Origin of the sequence: Aliiruegeria haliotis, from assembly GCF_003003255.1 — a bacterium.
GTDB classification, from domain to species: domain Bacteria; phylum Pseudomonadota; class Alphaproteobacteria; order Rhodobacterales; family Rhodobacteraceae; genus Tropicimonas; species Tropicimonas haliotis.
Map to the genome: position 1 here is coordinate 991,867 of NZ_PVTD01000001.1, position 25,395 is coordinate 1,017,261.

General features: G+C 63.6%; 19 protein-coding genes. 8 read left to right on the forward strand and 11 right to left on the reverse strand.

Annotated elements, in window-relative coordinates; all coding sequences use genetic code 11:
- The first annotated feature begins 59 nt into the window (after positions 1-59).
- On the forward strand, positions 60-944 hold the full coding sequence (purU, locus tag CLV78_RS04480; protein ID WP_106203528.1) for a formyltetrahydrofolate deformylase: 885 nt from the start codon (positions 60-62) through the stop codon (positions 942-944).
- Positions 945-1,387: 443 nt separating this feature from the next.
- On the opposite strand, the gene CLV78_RS04485 is transcribed toward purU, so the two are convergent.
- A complete protein-coding gene (locus CLV78_RS04485) occupies positions 1,388-4,546 on the reverse strand; it encodes an efflux RND transporter permease subunit (protein ID WP_106203529.1) in 3,159 nt (1,052 codons plus the stop codon).
- 4 nt (positions 4,547-4,550) lie between these two features.
- A complete protein-coding gene (locus CLV78_RS04490) occupies positions 4,551-5,735 on the reverse strand; it encodes an efflux RND transporter periplasmic adaptor subunit (RefSeq protein WP_106203530.1) in 1,185 nt (394 codons plus the stop codon).
- Between the two features lie 522 nt (positions 5,736-6,257).
- On the opposite strand from CLV78_RS04490, the gene CLV78_RS04495 reads away from it, so the two are divergent.
- Positions 6,258-6,458 (forward strand): hypothetical protein, encoded by a 201-nt coding sequence (locus tag CLV78_RS04495; protein ID WP_146136630.1) that lies wholly within the window; start codon positions 6,258-6,260, stop codon positions 6,456-6,458.
- On the opposite strand, the gene CLV78_RS04500 is transcribed toward CLV78_RS04495, so the two are convergent.
- Positions 6,455-7,180, reverse strand: coding sequence for an RlmE family RNA methyltransferase (locus CLV78_RS04500; protein WP_106203771.1), 726 nt, complete (start codon positions 7,178-7,180; stop codon positions 6,455-6,457). The two genes, CLV78_RS04495 and CLV78_RS04500, sit on opposite strands and share 4 nt — an antisense overlap.
- 124 nt (positions 7,181-7,304) lie before the next feature.
- The gene (locus CLV78_RS04505) at positions 7,305-8,417 is read right to left on the reverse strand and encodes a Ppx/GppA phosphatase family protein (RefSeq protein ID WP_106203532.1); all 1,113 of its coding nucleotides are present in this window, start codon (positions 8,415-8,417) and stop codon (positions 7,305-7,307) included.
- Between the two features lie 273 nt (positions 8,418-8,690).
- On the opposite strand from CLV78_RS04505, the gene CLV78_RS04510 reads away from it, so the two are divergent.
- The 6 genes from CLV78_RS04510 (at position 8,691) to CLV78_RS04535 (ending at position 14,391) form a co-directional block, all read left to right on the forward strand.
- Complete coding sequence (locus CLV78_RS04510) at positions 8,691-8,987, forward strand: virulence factor (protein ID WP_106203533.1); 297 nt, start codon at positions 8,691-8,693, stop codon at positions 8,985-8,987.
- Positions 8,988-9,013: 26 nt separating this feature from the next.
- Positions 9,014-9,940, forward strand: coding sequence for a methylenetetrahydrofolate reductase (locus CLV78_RS04515; protein WP_106203534.1), 927 nt, complete (start codon positions 9,014-9,016; stop codon positions 9,938-9,940).
- Between the two features lie 8 nt (positions 9,941-9,948).
- Complete coding sequence (locus tag CLV78_RS04520) at positions 9,949-10,608, forward strand: HAD family hydrolase (RefSeq protein WP_106203535.1); 660 nt, start codon at positions 9,949-9,951, stop codon at positions 10,606-10,608.
- Complete coding sequence (locus CLV78_RS04525) at positions 10,605-11,759, forward strand: dihydropteroate synthase (protein WP_106203536.1); 1,155 nt, start codon at positions 10,605-10,607, stop codon at positions 11,757-11,759. The genes CLV78_RS04520 and CLV78_RS04525 overlap by 4 nt, the downstream gene beginning before the upstream one ends.
- 100 nt (positions 11,760-11,859) lie before the next feature.
- A complete protein-coding gene (locus tag CLV78_RS04530; protein ID WP_106203537.1) occupies positions 11,860-12,306 on the forward strand; it encodes a cupin domain-containing protein in 447 nt (148 codons plus the stop codon).
- 42 nt (positions 12,307-12,348) lie between these two features.
- Complete coding sequence (locus CLV78_RS04535; protein WP_106203538.1) at positions 12,349-14,391, forward strand: ASKHA domain-containing protein; 2,043 nt, start codon at positions 12,349-12,351, stop codon at positions 14,389-14,391.
- Between the two features lie 120 nt (positions 14,392-14,511).
- On the opposite strand, the gene CLV78_RS04540 is transcribed toward CLV78_RS04535, so the two are convergent.
- From CLV78_RS04540 to CLV78_RS04570, 7 genes are all read right to left on the reverse strand, one after another.
- Positions 14,512-16,632, reverse strand: coding sequence for a calcium-binding protein (locus CLV78_RS04540; RefSeq protein WP_146136631.1), 2,121 nt, complete (start codon positions 16,630-16,632; stop codon positions 14,512-14,514).
- 219 nt (positions 16,633-16,851) lie between these two features.
- Positions 16,852-17,814 carry a sulfotransferase gene (locus CLV78_RS04545; protein ID WP_106203540.1) on the reverse strand — a complete coding sequence of 321 codons (963 nt, stop codon included), beginning with the start codon at positions 17,812-17,814 and terminating at the stop codon, positions 16,852-16,854.
- Complete coding sequence (locus CLV78_RS04550) at positions 17,798-20,086, reverse strand: hypothetical protein (RefSeq protein WP_158263417.1); 2,289 nt, start codon at positions 20,084-20,086, stop codon at positions 17,798-17,800. The genes CLV78_RS04545 and CLV78_RS04550 overlap by 17 nt, the downstream gene beginning before the upstream one ends.
- Positions 20,087-20,161: 75 nt before the next feature.
- On the reverse strand, positions 20,162-21,355 hold the full coding sequence (locus CLV78_RS04555; RefSeq protein ID WP_158263418.1) for a polysaccharide biosynthesis/export family protein: 1,194 nt from the start codon (positions 21,353-21,355) through the stop codon (positions 20,162-20,164).
- A 29-nt stretch (positions 21,356-21,384) separates the two neighbouring features.
- Positions 21,385-22,617 carry a glycosyltransferase gene (locus tag CLV78_RS04560; RefSeq protein WP_211300935.1) on the reverse strand — a complete coding sequence of 411 codons (1,233 nt, stop codon included), beginning with the start codon at positions 22,615-22,617 and terminating at the stop codon, positions 21,385-21,387.
- A 66-nt stretch (positions 22,618-22,683) separates the two neighbouring features.
- Positions 22,684-24,135 (reverse strand): O-antigen ligase family protein, encoded by a 1,452-nt coding sequence (locus tag CLV78_RS04565; RefSeq protein WP_106203544.1) that lies wholly within the window; start codon positions 24,133-24,135, stop codon positions 22,684-22,686.
- On the reverse strand, positions 24,132-25,250 hold the full coding sequence (locus CLV78_RS04570) for a glycosyltransferase (RefSeq protein ID WP_106203545.1): 1,119 nt from the start codon (positions 25,248-25,250) through the stop codon (positions 24,132-24,134). Before CLV78_RS04570 ends, CLV78_RS04565 begins: the two co-directional genes overlap by 4 nt.
- Positions 25,251-25,395: the final 145 nt, after the last annotated feature.

Genomic DNA, 25,395 nt, shown 5'->3' on the forward strand with positions numbered 1-25,395 from the left:
TCCGCCATTGCTGCGTCGCGGCAGGTTCGGGGGACACACGCCACGCCGAGGATCGCCCGATGCCAAACTACGCCCTGACCGCGACCTGCCCGTCCCGCCGCGGGATTGTCGCTGCCGTTTCCGGCTTTCTTGCCGGTGCTGGATGCAACATCACCGACGCTCACCAGTTCGACGACATCGAGACCGGCAATTTCTTCATGCGCGTCGCGTTCGAGAGCGAGACCGGCGCCACGCTCGACTGCCTGGAGGCCGGTTTCGAACCTGTCGCGGGACGGTTCTGCATGGCCCACAGGTTTCATGACAGCGACGCCAGGATGAAGGTCATCATCATGGTCTCCCGGTTCGGGCATTGCCTGAACGACCTGCTCTACCGCTGGCGGATCGGCGCATTGCCGATCGATATCGTGGGGGTGATTTCCAATCACATGGAGTACCAGAAGGTCGTGGTGAACCATGACATTCCCTTCCACTACCTCAAGGTGACGAAGGAGACCAAATCCGCCGCCGAGGCCCGGCAGATGGCCATCGTGGAGGAGACCGGCGCCGAGTTGATTGTGCTGGCGCGGTATATGCAGGTGCTGTCCGATACGATGTGTCGGACGATGTCGGGACGGATCATCAACATCCATCACTCCTTTCTGCCATCGTTCAAGGGTGCGAACCCCTACAAACAGGCCTATGCGCGCGGTGTGAAATTCATCGGCGCAACCTCGCACTACGTGACGGCGGACCTCGACGAGGGGCCGATCATCGAGCAGGACGTCGTGCGGCTGACCCACGCGCAATCGCCTGCCGACTACGTGACGCTGGGACGTGACGTGGAGAGCCTCGTGCTCAGCCGGGCGGTCCATGCGCATATCCACCGCCGGGTATTTCTGAATGGAGGAAAAACCGTAGTGTTTCCGGCCTCGCCCGACAGCTACCGCTCCGAACGGATGGGCTAGCGGCGGGGGACTGCCGCCGGTACTGCGACTCCGCCGGACCCGCTGACGCGGGCGCGGCGGCGGCTCATACCGTTGGCGATGGCGCGCCGCTTGCGCGGCGCGCGGCGCTCCGGATCGACGTGAAGGCATGACCTGTCCGGGTATGCGCGTCTTTTCGCGGAAAGGATCGGCCACACGGAGGTCGCAGGGCTGCGAATGCAGTGGCTCGCGTGACTGGCAGCACTGGACTGGCAAGCGGCCGGCAGAAACTGCAGATGTGGTTCACCTTGCAGTCGGGTGTGCCGCCTACCTTCCGTGGTTGGATCCGGCCATCGCATCTGCCTGCCTGCCCGCTCGTGCTACGCGGCTGCAGTGGATAGGTCTACCCATCGGATGCGACCAACCCACTGACGACCGCCTGCGGGATTTGGCCAGCGGGTCGTCGCGGCCCTTTCGCAGCGGGTCTATTCCGGATCTGCCTCCACCGGGACCGGAGACGGGCCTTTCCCTGAGCCCCCAAGGAGGCCCTTGACCCATTCGCGCAGGTTCTGGAGCACCACGTAGAGGACCGGTACCAACACGACGCCAATCACGGTTGCCGCGAACATGCCGCCGAAGACCGCGATCCCGATGGCACGTTGGCTGGCAGCGCCGGCACCGCTGGCGGTCAGCAGGGGTACCACGCCGAGCAGGAAGCTCAGTGCCGTCATCATGACCGCCCGGAACCGCTGGAACGCGGCTTCGGCGGCGGCCTCCCGGATACTCATGCCCGCCGCTCTTCGTTCCATGGCAAACTCGACGATCAGGATCGCGTTCTTGGCCCCGAGTCCGACAAGCATGATCATCCCGATCTGCGTATAGAGATTGATGTCGTTGCCAGTCACGGCCACGGCCACCACCGCCCCGAAGAGCGCCACCGAGACCGAAAGCAGGATCGCCACCGGCATGGTCCAGCTTTCATATTGCCCGACGAGGAACAGGTAGCCGAACAGGACAGCCATCACGAGGATCACCTGGACGAGTCCGGCCGAGGCCTGCTGCTGCTGCGCGGTGCCCGTCCATTCATAGCTGAACCCCGGCGGCAGCGCCTCCTCGGCGGTTTCTTCCATCACCCGGATCGCGTCGCCGGTGGACAACCCGGGCCCGGGCACTGCCGTGACCGTTGCAGACCGGAACATGTTGTAGCGGTTGAGCAGCACCGGGCCGAGGATGTTCTCCACGTCGACCAAGGTGCCCAGCGGGACCATCTCTCCGGTGCTGGATCGCGCATACAGCCGGGAGATATCCTCGACTTGCGAACGATAATCCCCGTCGGCCTGGATCATCACCTTGTAGACACGTCCGAACAGGTTGAAATCGTTCACGTAGTAAGAGCCGAGATAGGCCTGAAGAGTCTGGAAGACCTCGGAGATCGGCACATCCAACGTCTTTGCCTTTTCCCGGTCGAGATCGACGAAGACCTGGGGCACGTTCGCCCGGAAGGTCGTGTAGGCCTGTGCGATCTCATCGCGTTGGTTGGCCGCGTAGACAAGGCCACCGAGCGCGGCCGAGAGGTCTTGCGCGGTGCCGCCACCGGTCTGCTGCACCTTCATCTCGACGCCTGCGGACATGCCGAGGCCGGAGATCGGCGGTGGGTTGAAGGCGAGGATGGAGGCCGCGGCCTCCTGGTTCGCGATGGCCATGACCTTCGCCAGAATGGCATTTGCGCTGAGCCCCGGCGCCTTGCGGTCATCCCAGGGGTCGAGGTTCACGATGATCATGGCACCGTTGGACCCGGAGCCGCTGAGCATGCTGAACCCGTTGACAAGCACCGTATTGACGACGCCGGGGACGTCTTCGAGCTGCGCGTTGACCCGGTCGGCCACCGTTTCCGTCCGCGCCAGCGAGGCTGCATCCGGCAGCTGTATGTCGACGAAAAGGTAGCCGTTGTCCTCCAGTGGCAGGAAGCCCTTCGGCGTTGCGACGAACAGGCTGCCCGTTGCCATGATCACCGCCACGATCGCCACGATCGCGAGCAATGCCACCCGCACAAAGCGTTTCACGATGGCGTGGTAGCCATTCCGCATACCGCCGATGCCACGTTCGAACAGCGCGAATATGCCCTTCGGCCCGCCTTCGCGCGCCTTCAGCACGATGGCGCAGAGCGCGGGCGAAAGCGTCAGGGCATTGATCGAGGAGATCACGACGGCAACCGAGATCGTCACTGCGAACTGCGAATAAAGGCGCCCGGTGATGCCCGGCATGAAGGTCACCGGGACGAAGACCGCCAGCAACACCAGCGTGGTCGCGATGATCGGTCCGGTGATCTGGCCCATCGCCTTGGCGGTCGCTTCCGGCGGCGAAAGCCCCTCGTCGGCGATGATCCGTTCCACGTTCTCGACCACCACGATGGCGTCGTCCACGACGATACCGATGGCCAGCACGAGGGCGAACAGCGACACTGTATTGAGGGTCATGTCAAACGCCAGCAGGAAGGCGAACGTCCCGATGAGTGACACCGGAATGGCCACCATGGGGATCACCGTGGCGCGCCAGCTCCCGAGGAAGATGAACACGACAGCCATCACGAGGATGAAGGTCAGGATCAGGGTCGATACGACATCGTTCAAGGATTGCTGCACGAAGTCGGTAGATTTGAAGGGCACCGCGTACTGGATATCGTCGGGAAAGACCCGCGACAGCCGCTCAAGCTCGGCCTCCACCAGTTCTGCCACCGCGAGCGCGTTTTCCCCCGGCGCCTGATAGATGGCGAGCACGGTCGCCGGCAGCCCGTCGAACCGGCCGGACGCGTTGTAGTAGTTCGCCCCGAGTTCGACCTCCGCCACATCCTTGATCCGGACGATGGAGCCCGCATCGCCGGTGCGCACGACGATATTCTCGAACTCGGTGACGCTGGTCAGACGACCCTTGGACTTGATCGTATACTGGAACTGCTGGCTGTCCGGTGCCGGAGGCGTGCCAAGCTGCCCTGCCGAGACCTCAAGGTTCTGCTCGCGGATCGCTGCAATAAGATCTCCCGGCGTCACGCCGAGCGAGGCCATGTTGTTCGGATCCATCCACATCCGCATCGCGTATTGGAAGTTCGTGAGCACATCCGCCTTGCCCACGCCCTTGATCCGCGCCAGCGCGTCCTTGAGATTGATCGAGGCATAGTTGGACAGGAAAACCTCGTCATACGTGCCCTCTGGCGAGTAGAGCACTGCCGTGAGGAGCATGTTTGTCGACGCCTTCTGGGTAACGACGCCGGTGGCCGTCACCTCCGACGGCAGTTGCGCCGTGGCCTGCGCCACCCGGTTCTGAACGTTCACGGACGCGATGTCCGGATCGGTCCCGACCTCGAATGTCACTGAAAGCGAGTAGGACCCGGTATCGGTGGAATCCGACGACATGTAAATCATGTCATCGACGCCGTTTACCTGCGCCTCGATCGGAGCCGCCACGGTGTTCTCCACCGTTTCCGCATTGGCACCGGTGTAGCTGGCCGACACGTTCACAACCGGGGGCGTGATGTCCGGGAACTGCTCCACCGGCAGAACGGCATAGGCAATCAGGCCCATGATCGTCAGCACGGTGGAGATGACGATCGCCGTCTTGGGGCGACGGATGAAGACCGTGGAAATCATGGCATCACTCCGTGGCGCTGGTGTCGGACTGGCCGTCTTCGGCCGGTGCGCTGCCCTCAGCAGGAGACCCGGCCAGCACGGACTCGACGCTCACCCCCGGTCGCACCCTTTGCAACCCCTCGACGATGACCATTTCGCCTTCCTGCATGCCGTCTGCCACGACAACCGATGTTTCGTGTTGCCGCCCGAGTGTGATGTAGCGCTGCTCGACCAACTGGTCTGGTTTGACGATCAGAGCGAAGTCGCCGCGCTGGTCGCGCTGCACCGCCGCCAACGGGATCAGCAGCTTCTGCGACGGTTCCATCGCCTGAATGGTGACATCGATGAAGGAGCCGTCGAGGATGAACCGGCCCTCGTTTTCGAACCGCGCCCGCAGGGCAATTGTGCCGGTCGTCGGGTCGATCCGGTTGTCGATGAAAACGACGCGGCCTGCCTCCTCGAGGCGGTTGCCATTGGGCAGGGTCACGAAGACGTCCGGCGTTCTCTCATGGAACGCCTCGTCTGTCGCGTGGGTGCCAATCTGTTCAAGCAGTGCCACGTACTGCTTCTCGGAGAGCGAGAATACCACCTCCATCGGTTGCTCACGTACCAGCGTGACAAGCGCTGGCGTGTTCGGGCCGACGATATCGCCGACGCTGCGTTCCACGGCACCGATCCTGCCGGGGAATGGCGCGCTGATCTCGGTGTAGCTGACATCAAGCTCGGCGGCCCGGATGGCGGCCTGAGCGGCTTGCACCTCCGCCTCTGCCACCTTCTCGTTGGCGCGCGCGACATCAGCCTCGCTCTGGGGCGACGCTTGCCGGTTCACCAGTTCCTGCTTCCGTGTCAGCTCAATGCCGGCCAGCTCGAGGCTCGCCTCGGCCCGGGCGAGATCCGCCTTTCGCGCCTCCAGCGTCGCCTGATAGGCATCCGGTTCGATCCGGAACAGAAGGTCACCTTCCGCGACCGCCTGCCCGTCCCCGACCATCACATCTTGCAGGAAACCATTGACCCTGGCTACGATATCCACCTTGTCGATCGCTTCGCCCCGGCCGATGAAGCTCACCTCGTCGATCAGGTCCTCCGTGTAGGCTGCCGCCACCGAGACCTTGACCGTTGGCGCACCGTCCTGCGCCGATGCCGATACCGCGCCGGCCGCCAGGACCGTTGCGACGAGGAAGGGTTTTACGGTGCGGAAACAGGGCAGCATGGGCGATCCTCAGGTTGCAACGTCCCGCAGCTGCTGCGGGCATGATCCTTCATATCGTCAAAGTGCACCAAAGCAATGTCTTGACACGAAAATCCCAAGAGTCGAATGGCCGTTGTTCTGACATCCATTCAGCGCGCAAGATACCCGGTGCGGGTCGAGCACGCCGGATGCAACCGGCACTGGCGGATGAATCTGGCCCCGCCACCTTGCACAAGCGCAGACATCGAAGACAGGCCAGCAACTGAAATCAAGAGACGGGATACACCGTGACATGGCGGATCCTCCTCCAAACGATCTGCGGAGGATCGAAAACACGGGTTCAGGTCTCACCGGCGGATACCGCGATATGTCCGAACCGTTGGCGGGGGGCTCCACGAGAACACGGCGGGAACAAATCGTTAACGCGATCGCAACCCGGACAAGTTCAAACTGCTGAAAGTCAACCGATTCTCGCTGGAGTTGCCATTGCTGCCGCTGTCGAACATTCCTCGCCACATCGCGTGCTCCTGTCGCGGGGCGGCCTTGTTCCTGCTCTGTGGGCTGGTCGTCGGCCTGACAGAGGAGGAGGTCGAGGCGCGCATCACCGCGCTCCATCCCGCGGATCAGGCGTTGCTCATCGGCGGAATACTGTCAGCGTTGGCGCTGGCGACTGTCGTCTTCGGTCACTCCGGCCCCGGGGGAATTGTGGCATTCTGGGCAGCAATCGCTTTCGTCCTGCGCTAGCCGTCCGCCGCGTCGTCAGCCCTGCCCCTGAATCCTGTGGCGACGACGAACTTCTCCGAGGAGTTCGACCGGCTCGCCGGGGGTTTCACGTTCACGACTTTTTGGAAACGCTGCTTCAGCAAGGCCTGCAGGCTACCCTCCGCCCCGCCCGCCAGAACCTTTGCAACGAATGTGCCACCGGGAGACAACACGTCGAAGGCAAGCTCCGCCGCGGCTTCGCACAATGCGATGATCCGGAGGTGATCGGTCTGCTTGTGGCCGGAGGACGCCGCTGCCATGTCCGACATGACCACATCCGCCTCGCCGCCCAGCCAGGCCTTCACCTTGTCGTCGGCACCATCCTCGAGGAAATCCAGAACATGCAACTCGGCTCCGGCGATCGGCTCAACCTCCTGCAGGTCGACGCCAAGCACCGTTCCAACGGCCTTGCCGGACTTCTCCCCCAGCGCATTGACCCGTGTGACCGCGACCTGGCACCAGCCTCCCGGCGCACAGCCGAGGTCGACCACGCGCGCCCCCGGCACCAGAAACCGATACTTGTCATCCAGTTCGAGGATCTTGAACGCCGCGCGGCCGCGGTACCCTTCGCGCTTTGCGCGCGCGACGTAGGGGTCGTTGAGTTGACGTTCCAGCCAAAGCGTCGAGCTCAGCTTGCGTCCGCGCGCCGACTTCACCTTGACCCGAAGGTCCCTTTGCCCGCGTCCGCTTGTCTTTTTTGCCATTTCGCGCCCCATGCGTCCGCGACACCAGATTTCATGCCTGTGGCGGGGATATTTCCAGACAGACTAGGATTGCAAGGACCCATCGTGCCATTGGCCGCCATTTATCCGCCGCCAGAGGACCCGTTCAGAATGGCCCGTCTTCCAGAACCCCGTCGGAAGACATCTGCGCGTAAAGCAGCCCTTCACGCAGCCCGCGATCCGCAACCGACAACCGATCGGTCGGCCAGACCCGCATCAGCGCCTGCAGAATTGCCGAACCGGACATGATCAGGGATTGCCGGTCCCGGCCGATACGCGGATCGGCGCGCCGGCCGGCCTCGCCAAGTTTCAGGTAATTCGAGATCACCGTATCGATCTGATCGGAGGTCATACGCAGGCCATCCACCTTGGTCCGATCATATCGGCGCAGCCCGAGGTGACTTGCCGCGACCGTGGTGACCGTACCGGACGTACCGATGATCTGGAACCCTTCGCGCGCCTGTTCATGGGAATACGGGGAAAACGCCGCAAGCTGCTCCTCGAAATACCAGCTCATGAGCGCGAAACGGGCGGAATCGTCGTCGACGTCCCGGAAATGATCCTTCAGCGTGGCAACACCCAGCGGGACCGAGATCCAGTCGACCACTTTCGCGGTCGGGAACGGGTTGTCGCCATGCGTGAACCCCTTGTGCAGTCGCATGATCGCACGCGGACGTTCTGGCCCGGGCACCCGGGACAGGTCGATCCATACCAACTCCGTCGAGCCACCACCGATATCCACGACAAGCAACTGCTCGGTCTTCACCGACACCAGCGGGGCACAGGATACCACCGCCAGGCGCGCTTCCTCCTCCGGCTGGATGATGTCGAGCCGCAGCCCCGTCTCTCGCCGCACAAGCCGGATGAAGTCGCGGGCATTGCGGGCCCTGCGGCAGGCCTCGGTGGCCACCAGCCGCATGCGCTGAACCTTGTGCTTCTGGAACTTGGACTTGCAGATTTTCATGGCCTGCACGGTTCGCGCCATGGAGGAACGCGACAACCGGCCACTCGCCTCCAACCCGGTGCCGAGCTGCACCGACTTGGAGAAGCTGTCGACCACATGAAACTGCGACCCTTTCGGCTGGGCCACCAGCATGCGGCAACTGTTCGTACCGAGATCCAGCGCAGCGTAGGTCGCCACGGGATCCACAGGTTTGGGCGCGGGGGTTACAACCGCCTTGGGGAACGCGCCCGCACCGATGGGACGCTTGGGCGCCATCTCACGCCCTCCATTTCAAGTTGGTGTCAGGGTAGCCCCCGCCCGGCCATCGCGCAACCCCGCAGCGCGCATGGGACTCATGATCATCATGCAGGATTCGACGGCGGCTACGTCTGGCCTGTCCCCTGTTGCGCCGCTATCCCTGATTTGCGTTGGCGTTTCCTGCCGGCGGTTGGTCGCAGGTGAATCCTGCGATGTCGAATTTCGCCCCTTCTTGCGGCCTTGCGCCGCGTAAAGGGGAAAGAAGAGATCTGCAGAGGACACACGAGTCACATGCCCGACGTCACCCTTGTCTACTGGCGCGACATCCCGGCCCAGGTCATCGTCGGCAAGGGCCGCCGCGGATCGAAGGCCCCGCTGCCCGAACGGTTCGAGCAGGCCATCGACCGCTGCGCCATGGCCACCGGCGCCCGGGATTCGGATGCCTACCTGTCCGAATGGCGCAAGGCCGCGCCCTACCCTGTCGACGGCGACCCGGCCGAGGTCGCCGCATCGGAAGCCGCGCGCCTTGATGCAGAATACGACACCGACCGCCTGAAAAGCCTGATCGCCAACGCCGGATGGGATTGACCACGGCACGCATATGGGAGGCCGCCATGGCCCTGCTACCGTTCCGAAAGCGGGAAACCCGCATCGACAGCACCGCCGCACTGCAATCCTTCCTGGAGGGCTTCTCGATCGAGGTCATGCCGCGGACGGCCGCGAAGGTCGACGATTTCCGCACTCTCCTTCCCGCCGGCACCCGCGTCTACATCGCCCATATCGACGGCACACCGATCGACGACATGGTCGCGACCGCACGGCGGCTGACGTCGGAGGGCTTCCCGGTGATGCCGCATTTTCCGGCGCGGATCATCAAGGACAAGGCCACCCTTGCCGACTGGATTGCACGGTACCAGGGCGAGGCCGACGTCAAGCAGGCGCTGGTGCTGGCAGGCGGTGTCGATGCGCCGCGCGGCGATTTCGACTCTTCGATGGCGCTGTTGGAGACCGGCCTCTTCGATGCGGCAGGCTTCACCCACCTGCACGTCGCCGGCCATCCGGAAGGCAATCGCGACATCGACCCCGACGGCGGCACCAAGATCGTGATGGACGCTCTTCGCTGGAAGCAGGAGTTTTCCAGGAACACGGATGCCAGCATGGCGATTGCCACGCAGTTTGCCTTCGAATCCGCGCCGGTGATCGCCTGGGCCGACACGCTTCGGGAGGCCGGCATCACCCTGCCGATCCATATCGGCATTGCCGGTCCGGCGAAGTTGCAGACCATGATCAAGTTCGCCGTTGCCTGCGGTGTCGGTCCCTCGCTGCGGGTGCTCCAGCGTCGTGCGCGGGATGTGACCAAGCTGGTCATGCCTTTCGAGCCAACCGAAATCCTGAGCGAGCTCGCCCTCCACAAGGCTGCAAACCCGGAATTCAACATCTCGCGGGTGCACTTCTTCCCGCTCGGCGGTATCAAGGCCACGGCCGGCTGGACGGCCGAACATGGCGGGGCCGCAGGTCAGGCCGCCGCCGCAACTGGCTGAGAGCATACATGAAAACCGCATTGCTGTTCGATCTGGACGGAACACTGATCGACTCCGACGCGCTGCACGCGCAGGTCTTTGCCGACCTGTTCGCCCCGCGCGGTGTCGATATCGACTTCGCATATTACCGGGACAAGCTGCATGGGCGGCTGAACAAGGACATTTTCGCCGATCTGTGCCCGGGCGAGGATGCGCAAGCCTGGGGCGACCTGAAGGAAGCCGAGTACCGCAAGCGGCTTGGAGCAGGCTATCCGCAGGTTCCCGGCACCATGGCGCTTCTGGACCTTGCCGACAAGATGGGCTGGGGGCTCGGTGTGGTCACCAACGCGCCGCGCGACAATGCCGAGGCCGTGCTGGATGCACTTGGGATTTCAGATCGTTTTCAGGCACTTGTGATCGGAGATGAATGTGCCCGCGGCAAGCCGGACCCCGCGCCCTACCTCGAAGGGCTGCGCCGGCTCGACGCCGATGCATCCGCCTCACTTGCCTTCGAGGACAGCCCGCCAGGCATTCGCTCGGCCGTTGCGGCAGGACTGAAAACCATCGGGCTGCGCTCGATGCTGAACGACGAGAAACTGCGCGCCGCCGGAGCGGCCGCCACACTTTCCGACTTCGCCGACCCGGCGCTGACGGAACAAATAGATCAATTGAGAGGGATGGCCGCATGACGCGCACCGTTGTCGAGAGCAAAACAAAAACAGTGACAATCGGCTTTGACGAACCGTTCTGCGTCATCGGGGAGCGGATCAACCCGACCGGCCGCAAGAAGCTGGCAGCCGAACTGGAGGCCGGCGATTTCTCGACCGTCGAAAAGGACACGATGGAGCAGGTCGCCTGCGGAGCACAGGTTCTCGATGTGAACGCGGGCGTGGTCTACAACTCCAACCCAAACCCGAACGAGACCGAACCGCCGTTGATGCGGCAGGTGTTGCAGAAGGTGATGTCGCTGACCGACACCCCGATCTGCATTGACAGTTCCGTTCCGGCCGCGCTGGAAGCCGGCCTTGAAGAGGTCGAGGGCCGTCCGCTGCTGAACTCCGTCACCGGCGAGGAAGAGCGGCTCGAAGCGATCCTTCCGCTGGTGAAGAAATACGATGTGCCCGTGGTGGCAATCTCGAACGACGACACAGGGATCTCCGAAGACCCCGACGTGCGCTTCGCGGTCGCCAAGAAGATCGTCGAGCGGGCCGCCGATTTTGGCATCCCCGCCCACGACATCGTGGTTGATCCGCTGGTCATGCCGGTCGGCGCGATGGGCACTGCCGGGCTTCAGGTCTTCGCCCTCGTACGGCGCCTGCGCGAGGAGTTGGGGGTAAACACGACCTGCGGTGCCTCCAACATCTCCTTCGGCCTGCCGAACCGCCACGGCATCAATAACGCCTTTCTGGCGATGGCCTCGGCGGCCGGCATGACCTCTGCGATCATGAACCCGGTTGCCATGCCGCGGACGAGAAAGAACGTCAGCGAACGGCTCGACGCGCTGAAGGCGCTTGGCGTGACCGCGGCCGAGGACGTCGATCTTGGCGCGCTGGCACCGCTGCTTGGCATGGCGCCTGCCGAGGACCTTGTGAAGGAGCGTCTTGCAAGGCTCGCCGATCTGGGCGTCATGGTGCCCGAGGGGATAGACGTCGCCAAGCTCGCGCCGCTGCTCGGTCTTTCGCCGAAGGTCGGTGTCGCCTCGGACGAGGTTCTTTCGATCCGGGCCGCCGACTTCCTGCTGGATCACGATCCGTCCGGCGGCAACTGGATCCGCCTCAACAAGGCGCCGGCAGCCGGTGGCGGCGGCGGTCGTGGGGGGCGCCGTCGCAGGCGCGGGTGACGCGAACAGGCCACGTCGTGACGCTGCGGGGACGTACAGATGCCCCGCGCGCCCTCATCTTCTCCGGCACAGGAAGGACCACGCGAACAGGAACAGGCCCATGTCAGGGATTCGGCAAACCTCCACGGTTGTTGTCCACACGCCCGAGCTTCCGCTCGAACAGTTCCAGGATCCGACCTTCGGCAGTGTGAAATGGCGGACGCTGTTCACGGCCGATCGGACCTGCACCGATCACATGACATGCGGGGTTGCCTACCTGAATGCCGGAGACAGCCTGAACCTGCATCGCCACGAACAGGCGGAGGTCTACTTCGGGCTTTTCGGCAGGGTGCGGGTGATGGTGGATGACCTTGCCTACGACCTGTTGCCGGGAACGGCGATCTTCATCCCGGGGCTGGCCGTGCATGGCGCCTTCGCGCAGGACGAACCGGCGAGCTTCTTCTACACCTTCGCGACCGGGTGCTTTTCCGACGTGCGCTACGTCGCCCACGCCGCCGCGAACGACCCGGGCCGGCAGGTGCTTGCCTCGGCCTCGCCAAGCGGGTGAAAACTCGCTACTTCCCGGGTCCGGACGACAACAGGACATTCCATGACCGACCCTCTCGTGATCTTCACCCCCTCCGGAAAGCGCGGCCGTTTTCCAGTCGGAACGCCGGTGCTCACGGCGGCGCGCCAGTTGGGCGTGGATCTGGACTCGGTTTGCGGCGGGCGCGGGATCTGCTCCAAGTGCCAGATCACACCGTCTTTCGGCGAATTCCCCAAACACGGCGTCGCTGTCGCGGAAAATGCGCTCTCCGACTGGAACAAGGTGGAGCAACGCTATGACGACAAGCGCGGGCTGAAGCCGGGGCGGCGGCTTGGCTGCCAGGCGACGATTCAATCCGATGTCGTCATCGACGTCCCCCCCGAAAGTCAGATGCACCGCCAGGTGGTCCGCAAGGCCGCAACCGAACGCGCGATCGAGATGGACCCGGCGACGCGCCTCTACCTCGTGGAAGTGGCCGAACCGGACATGCACGACCCCTCCGGCGATCTGCAACGGTTGCAGGACGCGCTGCGCGAGAGTTGGGGCATCGAAACCGTGGACGTCCCCTTGCCGGTTCTCGCGCGGCTACAGCCGACCTTGCGGAAGGGAAAGTGGCAGGTGACCGTCGCCATTCACCAGGCCCATACGGGACCGGCACGGCTGATCGACATCTGGCCCGGCTATCACGAGGGCCCGCTCTATGGGCTCGCGGTCGATCTTGGCTCCACCACCATCGCCGGGCACCTCTGCGATCTCTCGACGGGCGAGGTTCTGGCCTCCTCCGGCATCATGAACCCGCAGATCCGCTTTGGCGAAGACCTCATGAGCCGCGTGTCCTACGCGATGATGAACCCCGGCGGCGATGCGGAGATGACCCGCACGGTGCGGGAGGCGCTTTGCGACCTGGCGGAAGAGATCGCGTCGGAGGCCGGCATCGCCCCACAGGGGATCGTGGAAACGGTGTTCGTGTGCAATCCTGTGATGCATCACCTGCTGCTGGGGCTGGACCCGGTGGAGCTGGGCCAGGCGCCCTTCGCGCTGGCAACCTCCGACAGCCTGTCCCTGCCCGCAAGCGACCTTGGCCTCGCGCCGCTGCATCCCCAGGCACAGGTTTACATTCTGCCGTGCATTGCCGGTCATGTTGGCGCCGATTGCGCCGCCGTCGCGCTATCCGAAGCGCCGAACGAGGCCGAGCCGCTGACGCTTGTCATCGATGTCGGCACCAATGCGGAGATCCTCCTGGGCAATCGTGAACGCGTGTTGGCCTGCTCCTCCCCCACGGGACCGGCGTTCGAAGGGGCACAGATCAGTTCCGGCCAGCGGGCGGCCCCCGGCGCCATCGAACGGATCGAGATCGACCCCACGACCAAGGAACCGCGCTTCCGTGTGATCGGGTCCGAGCTCTGGTCCGACGAGGAGGGCTTCGACCTCGCAACAGCCGTGACCGGCGTCACCGGTATCTGCGGATCGGGAATCATCGAGGCCGTGGCCGAGATGCGCAGCGCCGGGTTGCTGGACCCCTCCGGCCTCATCGGGTCCGCGGATCAGACCGGCACATCCCGATGCGAGCCCGACGGACGCACACATGCCTACCTGATCCACGATGGCAGTGCCGACGGCGGCCCCCGGATCACCGTCACGCAGGGCGATATCCGAGCCATCCAACTGGCCAAATCCGCGCTCTATGCCGGCGCGCGATTGCTCATGGACGAGTTCGGTGTCGATACTGTCGATCGGGTTGTGCTGGCCGGAGCCTTCGGCGCCCATATCAGCGCGCGCCATGCCATGGTGCTCGGCATGATCCCCGACGCGCCGCTTGATGCTGTCAGTTCCGCCGGCAATGCCGCCGGCACCGGGGCCCGGATCGCGCTGCTCAACCGGGCGTCACGTGCGCGGATAGAACGGCTGGTTCGGGACTTCACCAAGGTCGAGACGGCCATCGAACCGCGGTTCCAGGAGCATTTCATCGCCGCCAACGCCCTACCCCACGCAACCGATCCCTTTCCCGAACTCGCCAAGGTCGTGACCTTGCCGCAGGTCAGCTTCAATACCGGAGGCGGCGAATCCGGGCCGGGGGCACGCAGGCGACGCAGGCGGAAGGGCTAGCTGCCCGGCCCGCTCCGCGCAGGGCACAGGTTGCGACCGCCAGCCGGACGAGGTCCTCGCGGGCCAGCCGACGTGTGCGGCCAGCACCCGAAAATAGATCGCTCATCGCGTGGAAGATGATCAGAAGATGAAGTCTCCGGCATCAAGCCCGGTCACGCCTTCGATCACGAAGGAATACTCCGGTGAACCGTCGCCATCCGCATCGAATTTCACGATGCTGTCGCCGGACTTTTCGACGATGTACAACTGATCGCTGAGGCCCGGCACGAAGCCCGCCGTGAAGGTGGTGGACGACGTAGGCGAGTGCCATTCGATCTTGTCGGACCCTTTCGAAAAATCGGTCACAACATCGCCGGAGCCGCCACTGGTGAAACCGAACACAAAGACGTCCGCCCCGCTGCCACCGGACAAGGTGTCACCGTCACCGCCTGCAATCAGGCGGTCCTTGCCGTTGGAGCCGTGAACCTTGTCGGCCCCGCTGCCGCCGATCAGAAGGTCGTGGCCGGAACCGCCGTCGATGTCGTCATCGCCATCGCCGCCGCGGATCGCATCATCCCCGTTGCCGCCGCCGATCTCGTCATTGCCATCGCCGCCACGGATCGAGTCCCTGCCGGAACCACCGCCGATATCGTCATTGCCATCGCCGCCACGGATCGTATCGTCGCCATTGCCACCGGACAGCTTGTCTGCACCGAGACCACCTTCGATGGTGTCATCGCCCGACCCGCCCTTGATGTCATCTTTTCCGGCGCCACCAAGAAGCGTGTCATCACCGCGACCGCCCTCGATCCTGTCGTCTCCGTCACCACCCTGGATCAGGTCGGCATCGTTTCCACCGCGAAGACGATCATCGCCAAGTCCGCCAAGCAGGGTATCGGACCCCTTGCCACCTTCGGCCCGGTCGTCGCCCCTGCCACCTTCAAGGCGGTCGTCGCCATCTCCACCACGCAGATCGTCATCGCCCGCCTTGCCGACAAAAATGTCATCGCCCTTGTCACCGCGCATGACATCGCGAACGGACGTCCCTTCGAAATCACCATCGCCCTTGAAAACGACGAACTTGTTCTCGTCCTTGGGGCCTTCGCCGTAATACTGCGTGCGCCACTGCAATTCGGCATTCTTTCCGGTGAGATACTCCGTCGAGACCTTGTTTTCCGTCGTGGTCACGCGCAGGCGCGATATGAGTTCCCAGTCCTTGCCGTACTCCTCGGTCACGTGCCGGTTGCCCTCGATAATGACGAGGGATGCAGAGAGCAGGTTGAACTCCGCGTCATAGATCTGCTTGCCGGTTTTCGTCGGGGTGTGGATCTTCTTCACCGCACCGGTCAGGGTCCAGCCGGGGCCGAAGGTCTCGATCAGGGTAAAGGCAGCCTTCTCGGTCACCTTCTTGCCGCTGGCGATATTGCCGGCACCGTTCCTCTCGATGGTCGTCGTCGTGACGTTGCCCTTGACCTCGACGGTCTTGCGCCAGACCACGAACCAGCCCGGCCCGTAATCGGCCGCCTGGGTCATGCCGTCGCCGTTGTCGACTTCCAGATGAGCGGAGATCAGTATCCAGTCACCATCATAGATCTGAACACCCTGGGTGGTGTCCGTATGGATCATTTTCCTTGCACCGGTCAGGGTCCAGCCCGGGCCGAAACTCTCGATCAGGGTGAAGGATTCCTTCACTGTCACCTTCTCGCCACTGACGATATTGCCGGCGCCGTTTTCCTCGATCGTGGTCGTCGTGACGTTGCCCTTGACCTCGACGGTCTTGCGCCAGACCACGAACCAGCCCGGCCCATAATCGGCCTCCTGCGTCGTGCCCGTGCCATTGTCGACTTCCAGATGGGCGGAGATCAGCTTCCAGCCATCATCATAGATCTGGACACCCTCGGTGGTGTCCGTATGGATCGTCTTTCGCGCACCTGTGAACCCGGTCTCATCCCAGGTTTCATGGAGTGTATACTCGTCCCGCGACGTGGTCCGCTCGCGCGACACCAGGTCACCGGCAGCGTCAAAGACCTTCAGGTCGGTCAGACCCGGCTGGACCCGCTCCTCCACCGCCCCGAGCCGAACGCCGTTGCCGTCAAAGAACCTGTAGATCGTGGTGTCGCCTTCTTCCCGGATCAACACGCTGCCCATCAGCGCTCCGGCGGGATCGTAATAAGAATAGAGAGTATCGCTGTCCCGTGGCTTGGTAATCACCGGGTCAGGCAAAGAGCTGTCACCACGAAACGGGCTATTGAGATCAAACACAGGGAGCTCCCGACATAAACAAAGAGGACACGACCGCAGAATCGCGCCCTTTAAAAATCCTTAACAACATTTGTACGCGATTTCGGTCACTTCGCCAATTCGCGATAGAAATCCGACCGACCGCCGCACTGGAAGACACCAACGTGCCCGCCGCCGCAACAACAGCGGGTAAGACCCACGTATTTATGTAAAAATTCGATTTACTCATCAGAAACACGACTAGCCACTCACATTGTCATCACATTTGAAACAGATCGTTTTTGGGTTTTCACCCCGGGAGTCGGCGATGACGTCCGCATCGATCTGACTACCGTCGTTCTGCCGCCCCCGAGGCAAGGACAGATGTTCATCGAGCATTTTCTCGAAAGCAATACGGTCACGACACAGCGCCTCCGACAGTGCGCCAACCTCTGCCCGAATGCCTTCGCGCTCAGCTTCAACGTCTTCACCGCCCGAAAAAACGGCACCTTTCAAAGATGTGCTCCGCAGACGATTGACGAGCCCATGCGCCCCGACCCGGCGCGCGAACTCGGCACCGCGACGTGTGATCCGCGCAAGACCGGCGGAGCGCGGAACTGAGGCGGCATTTACCTTGCGATCCGACAACGCCTGATCGGGGGGAACCGTGTCGGGAATGCCAATCGTCGCGCACAGGCGTGTACAGAAACCGCGCACGTCCTGCCGCAGATCAGAGTACCGCAAGTAGGAGACCTGGCCGGGGAAGAGTTCCTCCCACGCCATTGCGTTCTTGTGGAACATGCCCGCATCGACGATGTCGGGGTGGATCTCCGCCATCTCCCGGATCGGCATGGCCCGGGCGCCCTCTTTCCGATAGTGGAAGTAATGTGACACGGCACGATCAAGGGGATCGCGGTAGATCACCACGATCCGGGCCTGCGGCAGCGTCTGTGCGAGATTCGACCGTGCCTGGGGCTTGTGAAACAGCGAAGGAGCGACCTCGACGGCGATACCGGGGCGGTCCGCGAATTGCTTCTCGTACCAGCCCTTGCCCCGTTCGAACACCTTGTCGAAGAAGAAGGTTTCCTTGGTGTCGGTCGGCAGGACAACATCCGAACGCGTGCGGAGATAGCTGTCGACCCAGGTGGTGCCGCACTTGGTCGGGCCAACGAAGATGACGGAAGGCAACATCGACAGGTCCCCCCGATCAACCGGTCGCTTCATAGCGGGCGATCTCGTCTTCCGTGACGCCGCTCATGATGGCACCAACGACCTTTTCCTGCGGTACGCCGCATGTCGCCATGGCCTTGGCCAAGGCTTTCTTGTCCGACTTGCCCCAATCCGCGGTGCAGACGAACCCGTCGACAACCGGTGAAAGCGCGGCCGCGTTGACCGAACTCCCCAGCGCCGGGAAGTCGATCACGATCAGATCGAACTTCGTCGACAGTTCATGGACAAGCTTGATCAACCGGCCGGAGTCGAACACGGCCGGACCGATGGTGTCGGTATCGCTCATCGCCCGATTGGGAACGAAATGCAGCCCCGTCCGTTCATCCACCCAGAATGCCAGTTCTTCCGAGAAATTGTCGCCGGCCGTGAACATCAGGTCGGGCACGCCAAACTTGGCATTCGGCGTGATCGAGTGGCTGAGATAGGCCTCCAGCCAGTCGAAATCAATCAGCAACGTCCGCTGTCCCCCGACGGCCACCATCTCTGCGTAGTTAATCGCAGCGGTCGGGCGGGACGTGCCGTGGTCCTCCGAAATGAACCCGATCACCGAGCCCCGCTTGCCGATGTTCGGGGCGAAGTAATTGTCGAAGGCGACGCGCACGCGACGGATCGTGTCGGCATAGATCGACAGGGGATTGGTCAACGTGATCGACATTTCGCTTTCAAGCGCATCAACCGCCATCTGATGCGAGGGAACGAGGTAGAGAACATCCGTGCCCTCGACCGCGCCCTGCGCACGCTCGACGCGCCCGACCTGTGGCGCCTCCACCGAGACCTCCGGGCCCAGATTCGGCGTTACATTCTTCTCGGGCGGCGGGAGCAGGCCCAGAACCGGCGCACCCACCGAGCGCGACAGCGCCGAGCGGGTCCGCAACCGCGGGTCCCGCGCTTCGCGGGCGAAGGCAATGCCGCTTCCGAGTGTCAGCCCAAGCAATCCCGACACCAGCAGAAGCTTCATGCCACCCGGGCCGGTCGCGCCCTCGGGCGGCTCCGCCATGGCGATGACGGAGGCATCAACCGTCGGAAATGTCTGCAGTTCCTTGGTGCGCAAGTAGGTCGTGGTGTACGTCTCATACATCTGGCGATAGATCCGGGCCTCGCTTTCGAGCAGCGAAACCTCGCCACCGTCGCTTTGATCCGGTTCGATGCCGGTGGCGGCGGACAGCGCAGCACGGGCATCGGCCTCCTGGGCTTGCGCAGTGTCGAGCGCGGCGCGGGCGTCGTCCCTCAGGTCAACCATCAACCCCATCGCCTCTGCATTGAGCGCTTGCCGCTCGGCAACGTCGTTAGTGGCCGTGTAGGCATCGTAGAGCGGGGCAAACGAATCCGTTGCAAGACGCTGCGGCAGGACTTCAAGCGGCACCTTGGAGCGCAGGGCAAGGTTGATCTGATCGAAGCGGGACTGGGCACTCAGTCGCCCGGTGATCGCATTGCGCAATTGCAGCCGAACCTCTTCGGTATTGGCGGGCCCGCCAGACGCCGGCTCGGAGGTGCCCACGGCGCTCAACTCGGCCTCTGCCTGCGCGGCCTGCTGGGCAAGCTCCTGCATCCGCGCCTCGAACCACCCCGAAGCTTCTTCGGCGGACGCGCGCCGCATGTCGTAGCGCCGAACAACGTAGGTCTGGGTCACGGCGTTGGCTATGTCCGCGGCCAGTTCCGCCGAGTTGGCCGTTGCCTTGACCCCAAGCACCGAGGTGACACCGTTTCGGGTCACCGCAATGTCGTCACGCAGTTTCCGCACGGCGGCCTGGAACAGCTCCGCATCCGAGAGGGGGTCCTCGGCGGGGACCAGACCCAACCGTCCGGCCAACTCCGGACCCAGCGTCTCCGCCGCGAAGGACGTCACCTGGTCCTTGCGGTCCAGAATCCACTGCTTCACGGCCCCTCGTCTCGGCTCCCAGAAAATCTCCCGCTCGCTGAGGTTGAGGTCTTCCACCACCTGCGACAGCAAGAGCGGCGAGCGGATCACTTGCATCTGGCTTTCGATGGTAACGTTGTCGAACTTGGTTGCCTTGTAGAGATCATCGCCGCCGAAGGGCGTGAGCGACGGCGCCTCCAGAAGGACGGTCGACCCTGCGGTATAGCGGTCAACGCCGAGCGCGGCGGCAAGAAACCCGAGCCCCAGAAACAGGGAGGTCACGAAAACGATGACACCGGACCGGCGCTTCAGAACGCGAAGCGCGGATCCGAAATCGAACATCGGAGCTTGCTCTGACGCTTCCGGCAGGACGCGACCGCCTTGAAGTGTAATTCGATTGACGTCCATCATATCGCTCCAGATTCAAGTTCGCAATTGTCGTGCAATGACATGTTAAAAATATGGTCCTGTTGAATTTCGTCCCTATTGACCGACAAGGGAAATCTCCACTTCGATCAGGTCACCCGGCATGAGGTGGTCGTCCATCGACACCGCTCCCTGACGAGTTTGGTCCCGCAGCTTGCGGTAGAGGGTAATCGTTGCGGCCTGCACCGACCCTTCGGACAGGGCCGCCGACAGGACGTCGATCTCGCCGTCCAGTTCTCCCAGCCGGTCCAGCCACTCCTGCCGGAGGGAAAGCGTCTCGATCCGGTGGGTCCCCTGAAGCGCGCTCCAGGCAAACCGTGCTTCGTCCACAGCGTCACGCGCGGATCGGGCGATTTCGGCGGCCTTCAGGTCGTTTCGCTTCGCCTGCACGAGCGATCCCGAATAGGCGAGGCTGCGTGTCAGCAACCGCTCAAGCCGCGCGACGTTTTCCGATTCCACGACCTGCTCTCTGGCAAGCTCCTCGGCCCGGACCAGCGCATCCATCACCGCCTCCCGGGCAGCCAGAACCTGCCGGTCGCGCTGTTCTTGCTGCTCCTCCAGAAGGTCGATCGCGGCGTCCAGCCGTGCCGATGCCCGCTGCACCAACCGGTCGCGCGGGAGGTTTGCTCCCGTCGGAACGGCGATGTCCTCTGCCGCAATCGCTGCCCGGCCGTCAAGAAGTGCACGCTGAACCGCGCGCTCCACCATGGCATTGCCCAGATTCGCGCGGTTCTTGAAGTCGTCCACGATCGTGCTCGGCCCATCGGGCCTCGACAGACTGCCCACGCCCAATGACTTGGAAACCGCCTCCCGGACAGTCATCCCGACAGTGAACGGCACCTCGCCGGGTCGACGCACATCGCCAGAAACCACGATGGGCCGATAGTGCTTTACCGAAACCAGGATTTCCTCATCCTCGACCGAACGCCAATGCGTTGCGTTCCCCGCACTCTCGCGCAGCTTCACCCCGGTCAGGACGACGGGCAGTTCGGCGCGCAGTTCATCGATGGTGCGCCCTGCGACCAGAACCGGCCCGGCAAGAGGAAAGGACGCGTAGCCGGTGAACTCGACCGGAACATCGAAGCTGAGTTCGGGGTTGTTGAGAAACGAGATGCTCAGCACGTCGCCCGCGCCGAGAGGATAGCCGCGCGCTTCCTCGGGACCACCCGCCACCTGCGCCGTTGTGGCGCCGGACGCAAGCAACGCCACAGTCAGGGCAAACGCCGGGGCCAGCCCCCCGAGGGCGGACATGAGCGATCTCTGCCAGAACTGGTTGCAAGTCATTGTGAGCTATCCCTTTCCGGGCGTGAAACCACAGGCTGGTCCGCCTCGATCACGTTCAAATATGCCTCCACGACGGTCTCGACACCAAAATCGCGAGCGCGTTCCTTCGCACGCGCGGCATAATCCGCACGCTGCACTGCAACAGAATAGTGCATCATTCCATCCGCCAAAGCATCAACATCATTCATCGGGATCAAAAGTCCGTCCCGGGCGTTGCCCCTTTTCCCACCTTCGCGGGCACCTTCGCCGCGCAGCACGTCGAAGGGACCGGAGGGGCAATCGGTGGCGATCACGGGCAAGCCCAATGTCATCGCCTCGATAATCGTGTTCGGAAACCCCTCCGCATTGGAGCAGGATACGAGATAGGCGGCACGGGCCATGACCGGATAGGGGTTCTTCACAAAGCCCGGCATATGCACCCTGCCCTGCAACCCGCGCGCCGACACCATGGCCTCCAGCTTCGGGCGTTCCGGGCCTTCGCCAAGGATGACCAGGTCTTCTTCCGGCCGCACCCGGTCGTAGCCTTCGATCAGCATTTCGAAGTTCTTGTTCACGACCATCCGACCCACCGCCAGGATGAAGCGATCGGGCAATGCGGTGGCCGGCGGCTCCTGCGCAGCCGTTTCGAGGGCCGCGGCATCGATAGGATTTCCGATCACGACGGTCTTGTCCCGTGGCACGGCAAAGTTGGCGACAAGGTCGTCGGCGACCCCTCCGCTCACAGCGATGACCGACGCCGCCCGTGGATAGGCCAGGCGGGTGATGCCGCGATAGAGCGCGCCGACGCGGGACGTCGCGAGATGACTGGACGTCTGCACCCGCTCCGAGATCACGGCCCGGTGCGACGACACCGGCGAAAGAAGCACGTTCAGGCAGTTTGACCGGGCAAGGTAGCTGACGCAGACCGACGGCGGATTTCGGCGCAGATGCCGGGCGAGCTGGCGTGCGGATCGGAACATCGATCCACGGCCGTCCAGCGTCACGACATCGACCCATTCGGGGATGTCCTGGACCACAGGCAGATCGTCGAGCAGCACCAGTTCGACATCCCACCCGGACAGCGGCTGCCTGAGGTGCGACAACAGGTTGGCCATCGCCCGCTCTGCCCCGCCGCCTTCCATGGAGTTGATCAGGAAGGTCACCCGCCGCGCGGCATCAGCCCGCGCTGACCGTTCTGCAAACGGTTCAGCCGGTACGCTGAGGGGGTCAAGACCTTGGGTCATACTCATACTTGTTCCTTGCGATACAGAACGGTTCGGGCGGTGAACCCCTGCCCCGAACGACATAATCCTTAACTATGAAGCAAAAATGTTCTTCACGGGTCGTGGTGGTGGCGCCCGTCTGGAAGCGGTCGGCCGGCGATTGTCCCTGCGCATCGCCGCCACGCAGACAACCGGCAGCACCCAGTAGATCGAGTTGTGCAACAGGAGAAACGACGCCGCCCCATTCCCGACCAACGCGAAGGTTGCAACGGCAAAACCGAGCCTTCCGAGATCCTGAAACCGATCCCCGAAACTTGTGTGCACGCTAAGGACGGTCAGGTAGACGTAGAATGTCAGCATGACGCAAAGCCCCACCACGCCGAGATCCGTCATCAGGTCGAGGAACCCGTTGTGTGCGTGTCCAATCCGGATCCCCATGAGGATGTACAGCCGCTCCCCAACGAGGTCCCAACCCGCGCCGAAGCCGCCGCCAAGGCCCATGTTCCCCTGCAGCGCGCGCAGGACACCGATCCAGATCTCGGTTCGCCCGGTCAGCGTCGGGTCCTTTCCCAGAAGCGACAGCACGAAGACAAAGACGAATTGATAGAACACCCAGCCCGTCACCATCACCGGACCGGCCATGAGAACGACCATTGCGCGTTTCGACGGGGACAACGGGCGCAGGAGAAACAGGATGTGGCCGAATATCGGGACCGCGACCGCGAGCAGCGCCGCCTGTGCCGAGTTGGAGCCCGCCACACCGAGGTAGCCAAGCGCCAATGCCCCCCAGCGAACACGTCGCCACCTTTGCCCGGGTCCGGTGGCCACCCACAGGATGGAAACGCACAAGGCCATCATGCGGCCAAAGTCGTTCTTGTGATCGAAGAGGCCGCGCCATGCCCCCGCGTGTGGATTCGGCTCTCCCTGCACGGTCGTCCCCGGGTGAACCCCCATCGACGGCAATGCGAGCGATGTAACGACATTGGCAACGACGATCAGGACGGCGCTCCACGCGATCAGAGGCAGGACGATGTGCAGCGGAAAGCGATCCACGATCCACAAGCCGAAGAGCGTGGCAAAGAGCAGGGCCAGCACGCGTCGAAGGGACACGCCGATGTCGATGGACCATGTCATCGACAGCATCGCGAGGGCCACGGGGATCAGGACCGGCCAGGCTTTGGTGAAGGCGCGGGTGACCGCACCGGGACGGACGATCAGCCCCAGGAACGACAGGAAGCCGAATCCCAGGCCCAGCAGTTGAACCGCGGTCGACGACGCGGCACCTTCCGGCGTCAGCGGCGCCACCAGCGAGCCGGAGAAGTAGAACAGGCCGGCCACGGCAAAGGCGACCGAAACCGCGTCCCAAATCGACAATCGCCGCGCCGTGGCCTGTCCGGTGTCGACACGCCGGGCGCCGGGAACCCTCCAGTAGGTATCACGCGGCCCCTTCCCCAGCGCCGGCGCGATCTCCTGGCGGTCCCGATGGGTCTGCCAACTCCACCGCGGCGGCGTCACCGAGCGGTTGTCCTTGCGGGGAGGTGTCATGGCAGTGCCTCCTCCATGAACCGGTCGGCAATGCTGTCCAGTGTATACCGCTCGGCAATTGCTGCGATCCGCGCCGGATCGGCGGCGGACGACACCTGGCGGGCCATCGCCTGCGCCATCGCGTCGGCGTCGCCAACGGGCACCAGCGCCTCCGGCAATTCCTCAGCAAGGATGTCCGACGGGCCACCACCGGCACAATCGGTGCTCACGCTCGGAACGCCGAAACTGATTGCCTCGATCAGCGCATTCGGGAATCCCTCGGTCAGGGACGACATCACGAAAAGGTCGCAATGCGCGAGGTATTCGAAGCGGTTCAACTGAAATCCGGCGAAGCAGACCCGCTCGGCAAGGTCCAACTCGCGCACAAGGGCCTCCAGCGCCGCCCTGTCCCCGCCATCGCCAAGAATGATCAGCCGCAGCGGGACCTCACACCGCGCAAGCGCCCGCAACATCGTCGGGTAGTCCTTCTGCGCGACGAGGCGCCCCATCGCGAGGGCAACCGGCACATCCTCCGCGAACCATGGGTGCGGAGGCGGGGCGGTCCGGGCGGCCGCGATATCCTCGGCCTCCGGCGAGGGGTTGGGGATGACCTTGATCGCCGCCGGGGCCATACCGGTCACCCGCGCAAGATCCTCCGCCACGCCAGAGGCATTGCCGGAGACCACATCCGCCCGCGGATAGAGCCTGCGCACGAGCGACCTGAACACCTGCCGCCTTACCGGCGACAACCGGCGGGAGGCCGTCGTGAACTCGTTGCGCTCGCAGACCATCAACCGTGGTCGGCTCCCCGACGAGGCCTCCATGTATCGAGCCGCCATCGACATTGCGAGGTTCGCCGTCGTCAGGCCGGAGATCACGGCGCGCGGCTGTTCCCGTTTCAGAAGTCCGACAAGCCGGGGCACCCCCCGAAGCGCATTGTCCGCACCGACCGGGATCACCCGCACGCCGTCATCGACGAGATCGGCGATCGGACCATCCGGACGATTTACAGCAAGCGCGATCGACCGCCCCTGCGCAGCATAGTGGTTGGCCAGCCGCACGAACACGCGCTCGGCCCCGCCGCCATCGAGCGTGGGAACATACAACAGGAGATCTGGCGATGTGGTCGTGGCCATGACTTCCTTTCGACCTCTACGAGTCACACAGGACAGGCGCGCGGGAAGGCACACCAGACATTACAAGCATTGCCGGGAAACGGGGTTCCCAACGATTTGACCACGGCACTTGCATTACCTATGTCGTCCCCACGCTCAAGCCTGC

Coding starts and splice junctions, on each gene's coding strand:
- purU (WP_106203528.1), top strand. CDS start 60: ATGCCAAACTACGCCCTGACCGCGACCTGCCCGTCCCGCCGCGGGATT.
- CLV78_RS04485 (WP_106203529.1), bottom strand. CDS start 4,546: ATGATTTCCACGGTCTTCATCCGTCGCCCCAAGACGGCGATCGTCATC.
- CLV78_RS04490 (WP_106203530.1), bottom strand. CDS start 5,735: ATGCTGCCCTGTTTCCGCACCGTAAAACCCTTCCTCGTCGCAACGGTC.
- CLV78_RS04500 (WP_106203771.1), bottom strand. CDS start 7,180: ATGGCAAAAAAGACAAGCGGACGCGGGCAAAGGGACCTTCGGGTCAAG.
- CLV78_RS04505 (WP_106203532.1), bottom strand. CDS start 8,417: ATGGCGCCCAAGCGTCCCATCGGTGCGGGCGCGTTCCCCAAGGCGGTT.
- CLV78_RS04510 (WP_106203533.1), top strand. CDS start 8,691: ATGCCCGACGTCACCCTTGTCTACTGGCGCGACATCCCGGCCCAGGTC.
- CLV78_RS04515 (WP_106203534.1), top strand. CDS start 9,014: ATGGCCCTGCTACCGTTCCGAAAGCGGGAAACCCGCATCGACAGCACC.
- CLV78_RS04520 (WP_106203535.1), top strand. CDS start 9,949: ATGAAAACCGCATTGCTGTTCGATCTGGACGGAACACTGATCGACTCC.
- CLV78_RS04525 (WP_106203536.1), top strand. CDS start 10,605: ATGACGCGCACCGTTGTCGAGAGCAAAACAAAAACAGTGACAATCGGC.
- CLV78_RS04530 (WP_106203537.1), top strand. CDS start 11,860: ATGTCAGGGATTCGGCAAACCTCCACGGTTGTTGTCCACACGCCCGAG.
- CLV78_RS04535 (WP_106203538.1), top strand. CDS start 12,349: ATGACCGACCCTCTCGTGATCTTCACCCCCTCCGGAAAGCGCGGCCGT.
- CLV78_RS04545 (WP_106203540.1), bottom strand. CDS start 17,814: ATGAAGCGACCGGTTGATCGGGGGGACCTGTCGATGTTGCCTTCCGTC.
- CLV78_RS04550 (WP_158263417.1), bottom strand. CDS start 20,086: ATGGACGTCAATCGAATTACACTTCAAGGCGGTCGCGTCCTGCCGGAA.
- CLV78_RS04555 (WP_158263418.1), bottom strand. CDS start 21,355: ATGTCCGCCCTCGGGGGGCTGGCCCCGGCGTTTGCCCTGACTGTGGCG.
- CLV78_RS04560 (WP_211300935.1), bottom strand. CDS start 22,617: ATGAGTATGACCCAAGGTCTTGACCCCCTCAGCGTACCGGCTGAACCG.
- CLV78_RS04565 (WP_106203544.1), bottom strand. CDS start 24,135: ATGACACCTCCCCGCAAGGACAACCGCTCGGTGACGCCGCCGCGGTGG.
- CLV78_RS04570 (WP_106203545.1), bottom strand. CDS start 25,250: ATGGCCACGACCACATCGCCAGATCTCCTGTTGTATGTTCCCACGCTC.